The 15381-nt window shown below is 63.5% G+C and carries 13 protein-coding genes and 1 riboswitch; of the genes, 9 read left to right on the top strand and 4 right to left on the bottom strand.

All coding sequences use genetic code 11. The features are described 5' to 3' along the window. The first annotated feature begins 493 nt into the window (after window positions 1-493). The 6 genes from P0D71_RS02650 to P0D71_RS02625 all read left to right on the top strand — a co-directional run bounded on the left by P0D71_RS02650 (window position 494) and on the right by P0D71_RS02625 (window position 7964). On the top strand, window positions 494-904 hold the full coding sequence (locus P0D71_RS02650) for a GreA/GreB family elongation factor (RefSeq protein ID WP_177204949.1): 411 nt from the start codon (window positions 494-496) through the stop codon (window positions 902-904). A gap of 150 nt (window positions 905-1054) precedes the next feature. Further along, window positions 1055-1173, top strand: a riboswitch (TPP riboswitch). Between the two features lie 94 nt (window positions 1174-1267). Then, window positions 1268-3199, top strand: a complete 1932-nt coding sequence (thiC, locus tag P0D71_RS02645; protein WP_091792783.1) for a phosphomethylpyrimidine synthase ThiC — start codon at window positions 1268-1270, stop codon at window positions 3197-3199. 264 nt (window positions 3200-3463) lie between these two features. Beyond that, on the top strand, window positions 3464-3676 hold the full coding sequence (locus P0D71_RS02640) for a YMGG-like glycine zipper-containing protein (RefSeq protein WP_091792782.1): 213 nt from the start codon (window positions 3464-3466) through the stop codon (window positions 3674-3676). A gap of 263 nt (window positions 3677-3939) precedes the next feature. Next, complete coding sequence (locus P0D71_RS02635) at window positions 3940-4431, top strand: hypothetical protein (RefSeq protein ID WP_408479209.1); 492 nt, start codon at window positions 3940-3942, stop codon at window positions 4429-4431. 324 nt (window positions 4432-4755) lie between these two features. Next, window positions 4756-6354 carry an L-lactate permease gene (locus P0D71_RS02630; RefSeq protein ID WP_408184601.1) on the top strand — a complete coding sequence of 533 codons (1599 nt, stop codon included), beginning with the start codon at window positions 4756-4758 and terminating at the stop codon, window positions 6352-6354. Window positions 6355-7037: 683 nt separating this feature from the next. Further along, on the top strand, window positions 7038-7964 hold the full coding sequence (locus tag P0D71_RS02625; RefSeq protein ID WP_091800251.1) for a DMT family transporter: 927 nt from the start codon (window positions 7038-7040) through the stop codon (window positions 7962-7964). Between the two features lie 535 nt (window positions 7965-8499). On the opposite strand, the gene P0D71_RS02620 is transcribed toward P0D71_RS02625, so the two are convergent. Both P0D71_RS02620 and bamC read right to left on the bottom strand, forming a co-directional pair. Further along, the gene (locus tag P0D71_RS02620) at window positions 8500-8655 is read right to left on the bottom strand and encodes a hypothetical protein (protein ID WP_408479208.1); all 156 of its coding nucleotides are present in this window, start codon (window positions 8653-8655) and stop codon (window positions 8500-8502) included. Between the two features lie 194 nt (window positions 8656-8849). After that, window positions 8850-10085, bottom strand: coding sequence for an NlpB/DapX family lipoprotein (gene bamC, locus P0D71_RS02615; protein ID WP_408479207.1), 1236 nt, complete (start codon window positions 10083-10085; stop codon window positions 8850-8852). 513 nt (window positions 10086-10598) lie between these two features. Between bamC and P0D71_RS02610 the strand changes: the two genes are divergently transcribed. Beyond that, window positions 10599-11009, top strand: coding sequence for a DUF2844 domain-containing protein (locus P0D71_RS02610; protein ID WP_408347834.1), 411 nt, complete (start codon window positions 10599-10601; stop codon window positions 11007-11009). Between the two features lie 9 nt (window positions 11010-11018). On the opposite strand, the gene P0D71_RS02605 is transcribed toward P0D71_RS02610, so the two are convergent. Further along, window positions 11019-11318, bottom strand: coding sequence for a hypothetical protein (locus P0D71_RS02605; RefSeq protein WP_408347852.1), 300 nt, complete (start codon window positions 11316-11318; stop codon window positions 11019-11021). On the opposite strand from P0D71_RS02605, the gene P0D71_RS02600 reads away from it, so the two are divergent. Then, a complete protein-coding gene (locus tag P0D71_RS02600) occupies window positions 11284-12363 on the top strand; it encodes a DUF3443 domain-containing protein (protein WP_408479206.1) in 1080 nt (359 codons plus the stop codon). The genes P0D71_RS02605 and P0D71_RS02600 overlap by 35 nt on opposite strands. A gap of 147 nt (window positions 12364-12510) precedes the next feature. Then, on the top strand, window positions 12511-14385 hold the full coding sequence (locus P0D71_RS02595; protein ID WP_408479205.1) for a glycosyl transferase family 1: 1875 nt from the start codon (window positions 12511-12513) through the stop codon (window positions 14383-14385). 214 nt (window positions 14386-14599) lie between these two features. Here P0D71_RS02595 and P0D71_RS02590 read toward each other — a convergent pair whose 3' ends face one another. Beyond that, complete coding sequence (locus P0D71_RS02590) at window positions 14600-15085, bottom strand: hypothetical protein (RefSeq protein WP_408300585.1); 486 nt, start codon at window positions 15083-15085, stop codon at window positions 14600-14602. Window positions 15086-15381: the final 296 nt, after the last annotated feature.

The following is a 15381-nucleotide window of genomic DNA, read 5'->3' as shown; positions in this document are numbered from 1 at the left end:
GATGATTCGGCCTCCGTAACTTTCGGACAGGCGACGGACTGGCTTGAATACGGCCCGCGCGCTTTGCCAACGGCTGTCGGCCGATAGCGCATGGTGAACGACAGTCCTTGGCGGCGAGTCGAGAGACACGCCCCGGCCTTGTGCTACAGTCGATAGAGATTAGCCCCGTGCTAACATTCAGCTTTCGATCGCACCGCGTGCAACTGTATCGTGGCGCCCGCTTCCCCCTCTTTCGCTACCCACCGGCCACCTCGATGCGCTTTCCGACTTCCCGTGCCCACTTCCGCTTGCGCCCTCGCCGCGCAACCGGCTGCGCGCGCGCGGAATTCATGCCGCGTCGCGCCGGCGGGCCGTCCCGAACGCTCCCGCTCCACGCCGCCCGGCGCCCGATTTAACGCTGCTCGCTCCATTGCCTGAGCCGCGTTGTCGGGCTCCGGGCCGATCTCATCCGCACGCTGTTCCCCTACATGCAGATCGAATTGGAGTACCCATCGTGAAAAAGACGAAAACCTGTTACCTCACCGAACTCGACGTCACCCGTCTCGAGAAGCACGCAGCCGCGCCCGGCGCCGACGCGCGTTTGCAAGACATGCTCGACGACGTCCTGGAGCGCGCCGTGATCGTCGACTCGCACGAGATTCCGGCCAATATCGTCACGATGAATTCGCAAGCCACGCTGGTCGACGAAACCAGCGGCGAGCACATGACCTGGACCGTGGTCTATCCGCCGAACGCGGACTTCGCGCATGGCCGCCTGAACGTGTTCTCCCCCGCCGGCCTCGCCTTGCTCGGCGCCAAACGCGGCGAGCGCATCCGCTTCACGCCGCCGAGCGGCACGGAGAAAGTGCTGAAGCTCGAAAAGATCCTCTTTCAACCCGAAGCCGCCGACAATTTCACGCTGTAAGCACAGCGCAACGGCGTAGCAACGCGTGTTGCGCCGCTTCATGACAGCCCCCTGAATACGGCAATGCCGCGTGGCTTGCCGCTGCGATATCCGCCATCCGATGTTCGAAGACGGGTTGCCAAGCAGCGGGCGGCCGGTGTATCGTGTGCGCTGCTAACGCGGGGGTCCTGCGCTGCACGGAGGTTGGAGGTCCGTGCAGCGCGGGTGAGAAATACCCTTTGAACCTGATCTGGATAATGCCAGCGCAGGGAAGCGTGCGGAATTCGCACTCCAGCTCCATGGCCTCATCTCTCGCGATTTCCGACAACTTCCGTCTCGTCTCCTGCTTAGCCGCCCCACATAGCTTTGCTCAGGAGATACTGCATGAACGCCAACCCGAAGTTCCTTTCCGCCGACGCTCACGTCGATGAAGCCGCCGTCGCGCCGCTGCCAAATTCCCGCAAGGTCTACGTGACCGGCTCGCGTGCCGATATCCGCGTGCCGATGCGCGAAATCTCGCAGGCCGACACGCCCGACAGTTTCGGCGGCGAAAAGAATCCGCCGGTCTATGTCTACGACACGTCGGGCCCGTACTCGGACCCGGAAGCCAAAATCGATATCCGCGCCGGTCTGCCGGCACTGCGTCAGGCGTGGATCGAAGAGCGCGGCGACACCGAAGCGCTGACGGGCCTGTCGAGCGACTTCAGCCGCGAGCGCGCCGCCGACACGGCGACCGCCGAGTTGCGCTTCCAGGGCCTGCACCGCACGCCGCGCCGCGCGATCGCCGGCAAGAACGTCTCGCAAATGCACTACGCGAAAAAAGGCATCATCACGCCGGAAATGGAGTACATCGCGATTCGTGAGAACCAGCGCCGCGCCGAGTATCTGGAAAGCCTCAAGACGAGTGGCCCGAACGGCGAAAAGCTCGCCGCGATGATGGGCCGCCAGCATCCGGGTCAGGCATTCGGTGCGAGCGCGTTCGGTCCGAACGGCCTCACCGAAATCACGCCGGAATTCGTGCGCGAAGAAGTGGCGCGCGGCCGCGCGATCATCCCGAACAACATCAATCACCCGGAAAGCGAGCCGATGATCATCGGCCGCAACTTCCTCGTGAAGGTGAATGCCAACATCGGCAACTCGGCGGTGACGTCCTCGATCGGCGAGGAAGTCGACAAGATGACGTGGGCGATCCGCTGGGGCGGCGACACGGTGATGGATCTGTCCACCGGCAAGCACATTCACGAAACGCGCGAGTGGATCATCCGCAATTCGCCGGTGCCGATCGGCACGGTGCCGATCTACCAGGCGCTGGAAAAGGTCAACGGCAAGGCCGAAGACCTGACGTGGGAAATCTTCCGCGACACGCTCATCGAGCAGGCTGAGCAGGGCGTCGACTACTTCACGATTCACGCGGGCGTGCGTCTGCAATACGTGCCGCTCACGGCCAAGCGCATGACCGGCATCGTCTCGCGCGGCGGCTCGATCATGGCCAAGTGGTGTCTCGCTCACCACAAGGAAAGCTTCCTGTACGAGCATTTCGAAGACATCTGCGAAATCATGAAGGCGTATGACGTGGCCTTCTCGCTCGGCGACGGCCTGCGTCCCGGCTCGATCTACGATGCCAACGACGAAGCGCAGCTCGGCGAATTGAAGACGCTCGGCGAACTCACGCAGATCGCGTGGAAGCACGACGTGCAGACCATGATCGAAGGCCCCGGCCATGTGCCGATGCAACTCATCAAGGAGAACATGGACCTGCAACTGGAATGGTGCGACGAAGCGCCGTTCTACACGCTCGGACCGCTGACCACGGACATCGCGCCGGGTTACGACCACATCACCTCGGGCATTGGCGCTGCGATGATCGGCTGGTTCGGCACGGCCATGCTCTGCTACGTGACGCCGAAGGAACACCTCGGCTTGCCGAACAAGGACGACGTCAAGACCGGCATCATCACCTACAAGCTCGCCGCGCATGCCGCCGATCTGGCGAAGGGCCACCCGGGCGCGCAGGTGCGTGACAACGCGCTCTCCAAGGCGCGCTTCGAATTCCGTTGGGAGGACCAGTTCAACCTCGGCCTCGATCCGGACAAGGCGCGCGAATTCCACGACGAAACGCTGCCGAAAGATTCGGCCAAGGTCGCGCATTTCTGCTCGATGTGCGGCCCGCACTTCTGCTCGATGAAAATCACGCAGGACGTCCGCGAGTTCGCCGCGCAACAGGGCGTCACCGACGACGAAGCGTTGAAGAAAGGCATGGAAGTGAAGTCGATCGAGTTCATGAAAAAAGGCGCTGAGATTTATCAGCGGCAGTAAGGTTCGCACGCGGGTCGCGTGTTTTCGCGGTGCAGTCCAAGCCGCCACTCGATCCGCCAATCTCTGCATTGCAGCACCGAAGCCCGCCACTGGCGGGCTTTTGCGTTTGCGGCTTCCGGGCACGCCACGTGCTATCCGGAGGGAAACATTTGATTACGAAACCGACAGTTCGTTGACAAGCGCAAACATCTGGATACGGGCTGCGGCGATAACATCAAATGCAAGGAAGGTGACGTTCCAACTACAACTACCGGAGTCAGCATCATGAAATCGATTCGTCAAATCGGCACGCTCGCGGCCATCGTGGCAGTCGTGGTGAGTCTTTCCGCGTGTGAAGGCATGAGCCGGCAAGGCCGCGATACGGCTATCGGCGCGGGCTTGGGCGGCGCCGCGGGCGCGGCGATCGGCGGCAATGCGCTGTCTACGATCGGTGGCGCAGCGGCGGGTGGCATTATCGGCAATCAGGTCGGGAAGTAAGCGGACGGCAGGTCGTAGCGCGATCCATCACATGACACGCACGAGGGGCGAGCGAAGCTCGACCCTCGGCGAGCTGGACACGTCGCTCATGAGCGCAACGCGCGCGACATGCGTTTTATGCTCGGGTTCATGCAGGTCGCGAATGGCGCTGCAATGAGGTGAAATAAGCCGTTACCGTTTTGCAATCCGGTCGGCGTCGCAGCAGCGTAAGCTGGTACCGTGACGCCCCCAATGGCGGCGTTCGATTCAACCAGGAGCGCGTCATGAAGTCCCGCCTCATCAATTCGGTGTGTGCGATCGGCCAGCGGTTGCCGCTGCGCTTTTCCCGTTCCTCCTTTCCTCGACTCTCACACGCCGGCATGGCGCTTGGCGGCATGGTCTGCGCCCTCACCCTGTCCGGTTGCTACTACCCATACGGTTATTATCCGGCCGGCTATTACCCGTATTACGGCGCCGTGCCCGCGGCGGGTACGCAGCAGGCCGTGCCGATGGGCCAGGACGCTTCATACCCAGCGCAGCAGCAACAGGCTCAGGGTGGTCAGCAGAGCCCGCCTCCCACTTACGCGGTTGCCGCCCCGCCCGTGTATGTGGCGCCCGCGCCGGCCTATCCGGTCTACTATCCGCCGCCGGTCTATCCGGCTTATTACGGCTATCCAGGCTGGTATGGTCCCTCGGTTTCGATCGGCTTCGGTTTTGGTGGCTACTGGGGTGGCCACGGTGGAGGCGGCGGGCACGGCCATGGCCACGGGCACTGACGCGTGCCGGCGCGTTTCGACTCATTGATGGTCTTGCCGTGAACTGCACGGCAGACCCTGCAGCACGCCGCCCCGCCGCGCTTCGCGCGTGCTGCCTCACGCAAGCGCAACGCGGGTTCCCAGTCCTTGCCCGCTTCGCCCGCAGTTTCTTCTTGACGCCGCCCGACTGGGTTCTATGCTTCGGAGAGCCTCACAAAGTACCTGTTTAAATAAGCGATCCGGCCCGGCCCGCACGTGCCGCCGACGCCCATCCGTCCTGCCAGAGCGACGCGTCCGATAAAAATAAGTGCCGCGTCGAGTTCGAACAACAACGAAGGAGACGCGATGTTCCATCAACTACTCACCCCTGTCGGCAATTCGCTATTGCCATCGTTTCTGGTCGCGGCCTTACCGATCATCGTCGTGCTGCTCCTGCTCGGCTGGGCGCGGCGGCCGGCATGGCAGGCGTCGCTCGCGGGCCTGATCGTCGGCTTGATCGTGGCGATCTTTGTCTGGCAGTTTCCGGTGGGACTGGCGGTCGATTCGGTCGTGGCCGGTGCCGTGTTCGCATGCTGGCCGGTCATGTGGATCGTGTTCGCGGCGATCCTGCTGTACAACATCTCGCAGCGCTCAGGGCGCTTCGCGGCCTTTCGCATGTGGATGATCGACAATCTGCCGAACGACCGGCGCGTGGTGCTGGTGGTGATCGGGTTTTCGTTCGGCGCGCTGCTCGAAGGGATTTCCGGTTTCGGCACGCCGGTCGCCATCACCAGTTCGTTGCTGATTCTGCTCGGCTTTCCCACGCTGGAAGCGCTCACCTTCACGCTGATCTTCAATACCGCACCGGTCGCCTTCGGCGCGCTAGGCGTGCCGATCACCGTGCTCGGCGCGGTCACGCACCTGCCGGCCGATTCGCTCGCCAAGATGGTCGGCCGCCAGTTGCCGTTCTTCGCCTTTCTGCTGCCCTTCTATGTGATCAGCGTCTATGCGGGCTTTCGCAACATGCTGAAAGTGTGGCCGGTGCTGCTGGTATCGGGCGCGAGCTTCGCGCTGACGCAGTTCGTCGCCTCGAACTACGTGAACTACAGCCTGACCGACGTGTTGTCGTCGATGGTCTCGCTCATTCTGACGATCGCCTTCCTGCGCGTCTGGCGGCCCGCGGTTGATCCGAAATTCGCGGTCAACATCGACCGTGTCGGCGAGGTGCGCGGCAAGATCGGCGGCGGCCAGGGCTGGTATCCGTGGATCATCGTGTCGGTCGTGGTGATCGTCTGGACGGTGGCGAAAATCTTCCTGATCGGCGACGTCAAGGTGCCGTGGCCGGGGCTCGACAAGGCCGTCTTCATCACCCTGTACAACACGCCGTACGGCGCGGTATGGGACTTCCAGCCGCTCGCGACCGGCACCGCGATTCTCGTTGCCGCGCTCATCACCACTTTCGTGGTCGGCCTGAGCGCGCGCGAGTTTGGCGCGGCCATCGCCGACACGTGGGTGCAGACGCGCATCGCCATCCTGACAGTAGCGACCATCGTCGGTCTCGCGTATCTGATGAACTACTCGGGGCTGACCTACACGCTCGGGCTGGGCGTCGCCTCGGTCGGACCGTTCTTTCCGCTGGTGTCGGCGTTCCTTGGCTGGGTCGCCGTGTTCCTGTCCGGCAGCGATACGTCGGGCAACGCCCTGTTCGGTAATCTGCAGGTGGTGGCGGCCAACCAGTTGAATCTCAACCCGATCCTGATGGCAGCGACGAATTCGTCGGGCGGCGTGATGGGCAAGATGATCTCGCCGCAAAACATCTCGACCGGCGTGGCCACCACCGAGCTTAAAGGCAAGGAAGGCGTGGTGTTCGCCAAGACGTTCAAGCATTCGATTCTGTTGACGGTGCTGCTCGGCGTGCTGGTCTGGCTGCAGCAGAATTTCCTGCAGTGGATGATTCCGCATTGAGGGGGTGGCGCTCGTTCCGGCGGGATTGCGTACCGAGGGCGTGGCGCTTGTACCGGCGAAATTCCGTGCCGAGAGTGTGGCGTGTGTACCGGCGGGATTCCGTACCGAGGGCGTGGCGCTCTCGTACCGGCGGGATTCCGTACCGAGGGCGTGGCGCTCTCGTACCGGCGAAATTCCGTACCGAGAGCGTGGCTCTCGTACCGGCGGGATTCCGTACCGAAGGCGTGGCGCTCGTACCGAGGGAATTCTGTACTGAGGGCGTTGCTTACGGTGGGCACGACGCGCTCGGAAGACTACGCACTGAGACAGGTTTCGCCAAGTCGCGCCGGGTCGCGTCTGGTCGGCTCAAGCAGCTGACCCGGCGCGCCCGACCCGCGCTTGCGCCGCATGCACACCACCCCGGCCAGCGAGCCATCGACCGCAAAATAATTCACGACGCTCAAGCAGACACCATATCCTGCCTCAGCCCCTCCCTTCCATCACACCGTCCTGATCGCAATTTTTCTCACATCAGCGTGAGAATTGCTCGTTTTGCGCACGCCGCCGCTACACTTACGATCACGACTATCAGACGCCTTTTATCTCCCGGATCTTGCCGTTTCATTCCAGCCTGAAACGTTTCGCACGATTGCGCTGCTACGATGCGCGGGCGTCTCGACTCAACCGCGCGAGGCGCCATCCAGATGAATGCCAAGAACCTGCTGCAACTGCTGATCCTCGCCGCCCTGTGGGGCGCGTCGTTCCTGTTTATCCGTGTCGGCGTCACCGACTTCGGCGTCGCACCGTTGATGGCGCTGCGCGTCGGCATCGGCGCGGCGTTTCTCGCCGTCGTGCTGATCGCGCGACGCCCGCTACGCCAATCCGCGACCATCCTGCGCACGCGCGCCTTCCCGCTGCTGGTGGTCGGCATCCTGAATTCGGCGGCGCCCTTCTGCCTGTTCGCCTACGCCGAGTTGACGCTGTCGGCGGGAGTCACCTCCGTGATCAATGCGAGCACGCCGCTCTGGGGCGCGCTGGTCGGCTTTCTCTGGCTGCGTGACCGGCTGAGCGCGCTGCGCACGCTCGGGTTGGTGATCGGCTTTCTCGGCGTATTGATGCTGGTGTGGGACCAGATCGCCGCGCCGAACGGCACGGCCGCGACCCCGCTCAGCACCGCGCTCGCGGCCGCCGCGGCACTCGGCGCCACGCTGCTGTATGGCGTCGCCGCCAACTACACGAAGCGCCACCTGACCGGCGTCGACGCGCTCACCGTCGCGACCGGCACCATGACCGGCGCCACGATCGTGCTGCTGCCGCTCGCCGTGATCTACTGGCCGGCGGCGCCGGTCTCGCTCCACGCGTGGGGTGCGGTGATCGCGCTCGGCGTCGCGTGTACGGGCGTGGCGTATATGTTGTTCTTCCATCTGATCGCGGTGGTCGGACCGGCGCGCGCGATTACGGTGACCTTCGTGATTCCGATCTTCGGCATTCTGTGGGGCGCGCTGTTTCTCGGCGAAAGCGTGTCACCCGGCATGCTCGAAGGTTGCGGCGTGATCCTGGTCGGCACCGCGCTGGCCACGGGCGTTATCAAGCGTCTGCCGTGGATCGGAACGCGCCGCGCCGACACCTGACATCCGCTTCGTTGCGCGCGACGCTCTCCGGCGTCGCCGACCCGCGCATTCTTCCCGCAGTCCCGCCATCCCGCCGCCGCGACGACTCCCAAGCGCAAAAAAATAGCCCGCACTCCACGGGAGTGCGGGCGAAACCGTCGCCCTACGAGGATAGGCGACGGGGCCACCGAGGCCGCGCGTCATCGCGCAGGCCATCATCGGGCTAAGCACCGGTTCGTCGGCCGATGCTGGAATGGTCAGAATTCCTTGATTGATTCGTTCGCTGGCCGACTCGCCGCAAACCCACGTGGGGCAAGCCAATCCGGTTTCACGCCCTGTTAAAAGCAGCTTGTGTGCCAGCTTGCCAAACGACTGCAGCCAGTCAACGCAAACGGTTGATTCTTATTGGATTTATTCGCGACGGAGAGTTGACAGGGCGCGGCGGAAAGAAGGTTTGGAAAGTTACGTCACCGGCGTAACGTCACGTTACATGCGGCCGCACGAGGCGCCGCCGCATGATCCCCGCCGCGGACGGCGGGACGCGCTTCAGGGCGGTTCAAAGGATCCGCCACTTTGAGCGCCGCGCCGCCGTCTGGCGGACCCGCAGGCCGGTTAGCCGCTGCGACTCCCTCGGGCCCAAGGCTGCGCCGCACACGAGCGCCAGGACGAGCAAGGTCGCCGCCCACATCCAGTAAGGCATCACGTCGAACATGGCCAACTCCCATTGAATTCCGGTTCGTACCGGTATCCTGGAAGCAAAGCAAAACACATGCGCGCGTTGGGCGATCGCTGTCGAGCCGCGGGTTGCGCGCGGGTTGCGCGCGGGTTGCGTAATATCCGGCCGTAAAAAAACCCGCCCGGGTCGACCCCGGGCGGGTTTCATACAGCGTTCCAACTTGCCGAGTCTTAGTGCAACTGGTCGGCCATCAAACTCATGATCTGTTTGGCTTGCGGGCTTTCATCGATCGAGCCCTTGTCGTCGACGACGGCCACGCGCGTCTGGTTAGGCGTCACCGCGCGCACGTTCACGAGATACTGCTTGGCGACTTTTTCCTTCTTGCCGTGGAACACCTGGCTCCAGAAGCCCTGTTCGGCCGACGTCATATCCTTCGGATCGACGTAGCGCACGAAATACAGGCCACGAGTCAGATCGCGGTCGTCGACCGTGAAGTTGCTGCGGTCGAGCGCGAGGCCCACGCGCAACCAGGCGCGGTCATACGGCTCGCCGAGCGTGAGTTCCGTGGAGGACAACTGCGCCGAGGTATTGTTCGCCGAATCCGCATCCGGCAAAGGCTGCTGCGCGGACAGAGCAACGTTTTGCGCCGCCGTGGCCGCAGCCGCCGACTTCGCACCCGCCGTGGCCGCGTTAGGCGCGGTTTGCGCACCGGCCGGCGACAGGTCGGCGCTTTGCGTGCCGCCCGACTTCGTGCGCGAATCGGCCAGCGCGAGCGCTGCCTGAAGGCGCTTCAGGTACTCCTGTTCGAGGCCCGGATCGTTCGGCTTCGGCACCCAGGTGCTCGAATCGTTATTCGTGCCTGTGAGCGCCTCACGCATGCCTTTCTGGCTGATGAACACGTAAGTGCCGCCGTTGGGCGCCGCTTCGAGACGCGTGCGGTACTTGTTGCGCTCCGAAGTCACATAGCTGTTGCCCATGGCCTTGGACAGCGTGTTGCGAATCAGGCCGTCGTTGATCTGCGCGTGGGTTTCGTTCCAGTCGGTTTCCATCACGCCCTTGTCGCGCTGGTCGACCACCAGCAGGAAACCCTGCTCCTGCCAGAAGCGGCGGATTTGCGCCCATGCCTGCTCGGGCGCCTTGTTGTCGATGACGAGCCAGCTTTCCGTGCCGTCGCGCTGGATATGCATGCCGGCGACCGGCGGCACCACCACGACGGAATTGGCCGACGGCGCCTGGGCCTGGACCTGCTTGAGCGTGGACAACGAGGTTTCGCCGCCCTGCGGGGGCAACGAACGCTGATCGGCCGTCTCATCAATCATGTTCGGCGGTACGGCAAGTGACACCTGCTTCGATTTCGAGTCGCTCTTGTAGTCGATTTTGGTCGGCGACGAAGTACTGCAGCCGGCGACCAGACCGCCTGCCATCAGCATTGCTGCAAACCGCTTGGTAAGACGAAGATCAGTCATGTTCGGGGAATCCTTCCGCTACGCCACGGCAAGTTTCCGTGGATCAACCCGACATTTTACCGATCCCGGCGGACTGTGTGCAAAAAGCCGGGTTTGCCTGTGAATTGAGCAGCGCGCGCCGCGCGTGAAACCGCCCTGGATCGACGCGTGGGAAGAATACGCCATCCGCTTGCCTGGCGAATTTTGACTGCGTGCGAGAGCTGGTTTTCGCACCGAAAAGCGGCTCGCAGAGCGGCAGATTTAACAATCGCCCACACTTCCCAAGCACCTGTCAGACACACCCTACTTACTCGTCAGAACATTGATTCGACGGCCTTTTCCGAGACCGTCGCACGATCAATTTTGAGACCTCAAAAATCGTCGAGTGCCGCTTCTGGTAACGGTCACAAAACCCCGGTGATATCTTGAAATGGACATCTCAAAAAGCCTTCGAGAGCGCCCACCAGGAGACCGATCGTCATGCCATTGCCCACTTTCACACCCAGCCTCGCCGTCTGCGCACTGGCGGCTGTCATGTCGTACCTCAGCGCCGACGCACGCGCCCAATTGGGCGGCGCCATGCCGGCTCAAGCGGATTCGAACGCGAGCGCGCCGCGCCTCTTGTTGAATGGAGCACTGCGCATGCGCACGCTGACCGACGCGGGCAACACGACCATCAACGAATACGCCACGAACACCGGACAGATCATCGCCTACGCGTGGCAGGGCCCAACCATGCCCGACCTGCGCGCACTGCTCGGAAAGTACGCCGACTCGTATCGCGCGGGCGCGCAAGCGGCGCCCGCAGACGCCAATCTGCACGTCTCGCGCGTGGCACGGCCGGACGTGGTCGTGGAATCCGGCGGACCGATGCGCGGCTACGTGGGACGGGCATGGCTGCCCGCCGCGCTGCCGCCGGGCGTCACCGCCGACGATTTCCAGTGACGCAACGCATCAGGACTCCGCTTCCACCCATGCTCCCGACGCCATGAAACCCGCCCTTCGCCTATACGCCCTGCTCCTCGTCTGCGCCGCCTTCTCGGGGTGCGGCGGCGGTGGCGGCAGCACGCCGGCCACGACTTCCCCGACCGGCGCCGCCGCTCCGGCCAGCGGCCCGAGTGCCGCCAGTGCGCCGTCGGCCGCCGCGCCGCCCGCCACGTCGAGTTCCGGCACCAGCGGCTCCGTGCCACAGTCGAATACGCCGAACGTCCAGCCGATCATGGTCACGAGCGCGCCAGGTCTGACGCGCAACATGTTGACGACGAGCGTCACCGTCTGCCAGCCCGGCACCAGCAACTGCGCGACGATCGACAATGTTCAGGTCGACACCGGCTCGCACGGCTTGCGGATTCTCGCGTCCGCGCTGCCGGCGAGCCTGCCGCTCGCGGCAATCGCATCGGGCGCCGGGATCGCGGGCGAGTGCGCGGTGTTCGGCGGCGGTTACACGTGGGGGGCGGTGCTCAGCGCGGACGTGCGCATGGCCGGCCAGCTGGCCGCGTCGATCCCGATCCAGACGATCGCCGACCCGGCAGTGCCCACCGTCCCCGCCGACTGCGCCGGCTCCGGCCGGGCCATGCAGACGGTGGCGGGCCTGCGCTCGAACGGCATTCTCGGCGTCGGCCTGGTCGCGGCCGACTGCGGCAGCGGCTGTGTGAATGCAGCGCTGCCGCGCTGGTACTACAGCTGCAATACTGGCGGTACGGGCAATGCGGGCAATGCGGGCAATGCGTGCCAGCCGAATACTCAGGCGCTCGCGCAGCAGGTGACCAATCCGGTCAGCCGCTTCGCGCTCGACAACAACGGCGTGGTGATCGACCTGCCGGCTATCGCCGACGCCGGCGCGGCCAGCGTATCGGGTTCGATGATCTTCGGCATCGGCACGCAGGCGAATAACGTGCTCGGCGGCGCCAGCGTCCTCAAGGCGAACAGCGTGACGGGCTACGTCGTCACCACGAGCGGCGGTCAGACTTTTTCGCAAAGCTATCTCGATAGCGGCTCGAATGGGCTCTTCTTCCGCAATACGCAGTTGCCGCAGTGCGGTTTCTGGTACTGCCCGTCTTCGGTACAGGCCGCGAGCGCCGCGATCACGGGTACGGATGGCGCGTCGAGCACGGTGTCGTTTGCGATCGGCAATTCGAGCGCGCTGTTCGCGTCGGCGAATAACGCGTTCAATAACCTCGCCGGCGTGGCCAGCAGCGGCTTCGGCTGGGGCCTGCCGTTCTTCTTCGGGCGACGCGTCTTTACGGCGATCGCCTCGCGCGAGACGTCAGCGGGCCCGGGTCCTTATTATGCGTTCTGAGCTTCCGAACAGGCGGCTTCTTTCGGCGCAGAAAATTCCCAAATTCGTCGACCGGACAGATTTGATATCCATTGGCTGCGATAATTCTCGCATCCGGCTAACTCGCTTCCAATTAGTTAGTCATGCAAATTCTTGAATTGTCGGCAGATGGAAGAACCCACTTTTTCGCTCGATCACTTCGAGCAGCTTGTTTATACGCAACAGCACGTCAAGGCTGCGATCCAGTTCATTGCCGCGCTAGCGCTCCTTCAGCAGAAGCGCGGCAAGCTGGACGGCAGCTTTCTTGCCTCGGGCATCGCCGATCTGCCGCCTGACGAGCAACGCCAGCGCTTCTGCACACGCCTTGCGAGCGCGGCTTCAACCCTATTCGCCGACCCGGCGTTCAAGCTTCCGCACGAGTGCTTCAGGCTGCTGCTGACATTGCACGAATGGGTCGGATTGGTCTTTTCCTCCACCCCATTCGGCAACGCGGACCACGTGGCCCGCAACCTGAATCCGCGTGGTCCGGATAACGCCCAGTTTCTGCCCGGCGACAGCTTCGCCGAGAAACTTTGCGTGCTCTATTCAACGGAATCCGAATTCGAACTCGACTTCGCCGCGCTGTGGGCGTACAACAAATCCCTCGCCGCCTGTCTCGCCCTCGTGTTGCTTGCGCCGGTCTTCAAGGGCTCGGCGAGCGCGCATATCAAACGCGAGGCGCTGATGGAATGGCTGCCCGGCAAACTGCAGCAGATCGACGACCTCGACGACCTGCCCACCGCCCTGCTGCATAACGCGTATATGTTCTGCAGCTACGCGGACACGCCACGGCGCCATGAGATCAAACGCGACATCAACGCACTGGTGCGCCGCAAGCTGGCTCAATTGGGACTGACCGACCTTCCCGCGTCGCAGCTGGCCCGAGCGAAAAACCGCAAACAACGCGGCAAAAAGCCGCTCATGGTCGTCGTACTCGAGTGGTTCGGCGGCGCCCATTCGATCTATCGCACGCACTCGCGCACGCTCGAAGCCGCGCGCGAGCATTTCGAGGTGGTGGCCTTCAGCTTCGGCTATGCCATCGACGACATTGGGCGCGCGGTGTTCGACCGTTTCATCGAACTGGAAGAGCCCGAATATCTTGGCGAATGTCTGAAAACGATTCGCGACTTTGCCGAGGCGCAACAGCCCGACGTGCTCTATATGCCGAGTGTCGGCATGTTCGCGCTGACCGTGTTCATGTCGAACCTGCGCATCGCGCCGCTGCAGATCGCCGGGCTCGGCCACCCGGCCACGACTCACTCCGACAAGATCGACTATGTCAGCGTCGAGGAAGATTATGTCGGCGATCCCGCCTGCTTCAGTGAGCGTCTGCTGAAACTGCCGAAAGACGGGCAGCCGTACCGGCCGTCGGTAGCGCTGCCGGACATCGTCGCCGAGATGCCGCCCTCGCGCGAAACGCTGGAGGTCGTCATTACGGCCAGCGCCATGAAGCTCAATCCCGGCTTTCTCGAAGCGTGCCGCGAGATCGGCGCGCGCGCCGCGACGCCAGTCGAGTTTCACTTCATGAGCGGCGTGCCCGCCGGTTTGCCGCTCGAGCGTATGCGCGAAGTGATCCGCGAGGCGCTGCCGCGCGCGGTCGTCCACGGCTTTCACGATTACGCGGACTACCTGGCCCGCGTCAATCGCTCCGACCTTTTTCTCAGCCCGTTTCCGTTCGGCAATACCAACGGTATTGTCGACGCGCTCACGCTGGGTTTGCCTGGCGTCTGCAAACGCGGGCCGGAAGTGTTCGAGCGGATCGACGGCGCGCTGTTCGAACGCGTGGGTATGCCGTCGTGGACTACGGCAGAGAGCGTGGAGGATTACATTGCCGCCGCCGTGCGGCTGATCGACGCGCACGGCGAGCGCGCCGCCTTGCGGCAGCGGCTGATCGACACACGGGCGGTAAATCGTTGCTTTGAAGGGCGGCCGCAGGCGTTCGCTGAAAGCGTGCTGCGGCTGGTGCGGGATAAGCAGCGCCACCGCGAGGAGGCGGTGGCGTGAGGTTTGTCGTGACTTGCGGCGCGTTGTAGTTTGAGGGTTGCCTTCGGCTTGAGGCCTGCCTTTGGTTTGATGCCTGCTTTTGGCTTGAGACCTGCCTTTGGCTTGAGACCTGCCTTTGGCTTGAGACCTGCCTTTGGCTTGAAGCTCGCCGGAGCTTGAGGCTCGCCGTAGCTAGATGTTTGTCGAAACTCGCGGAGCGTTGCAGCTTGACGCGCTATTCGGTCGCGTTTGCGGGCGGGGTCACGAGATTGGCCGGTGCGAGCCAGTTGAATGCGTTTAGCGTTGGCCCGTGGAACGTGCATTCGGCGGCGGCTGGCGTGACGATCTTCTGCGGTTTGGCAGGTTTGAGCGAGACTGCTTCGGTCGCCGAAGCAGTTGATGCACCTGATGCACCAACAGACACCGCCGACGCCGCGTGCGCGCCCGACGCGCTCAACGGCGCCGTTGCTGTTGCCGCCGAAGCCGAAGCCGAAGCCGAAGCCGAAGCCACCACATGCTCGATCGATCCCTCGACCACCACCCGCGAGCCGTAAATGCCTGCGCCCGCATGGCCGATTTTCAGCGTATCCGTCGAGGTGTCCGCCAGCTTGCTTCGCATCAACTGCTCGCATGCGTCCGTGTTCTTGTAGACGGTCGTACAGGCCGCCAGCAGCGCAGCAGCGGTCGTGACGCAGGCGATAGAGAGAATCCGAATCTTCATTGATGTTCCGTTTTTCAAGCCGTCCGCAATTGTAGCTTACGACTTACTTGACCTGCACCCGCTCTGCGCGCCGTATGCGATCTCGTTGAACGCTCGTTGCGTGCCGGCCGCTTCTGACGATGAACCCTTTCACCGCCTACCCGGCACGGGTATGCCGCAGTAACAGCTCGATCGCATGACCGCTCGACCGCATGACCACTTGACCGCAACAGTTCGCACCGGCATCGTGTCAACCGGCCGCAACTCATCGACGCGCCGCCAACTTCCCGACCGGGCCTCGCGACGAACCTCGCTTC

The organism is Paraburkholderia sp. RL17-383-BIF-A (assembly GCF_046028015.1).
Lineage (GTDB): Bacteria > Pseudomonadota > Gammaproteobacteria > Burkholderiales > Burkholderiaceae > Paraburkholderia.
Note: the sequence above shows the minus strand (reverse complement) of the source record. Positions and strands in the feature narration are given on the sequence as shown.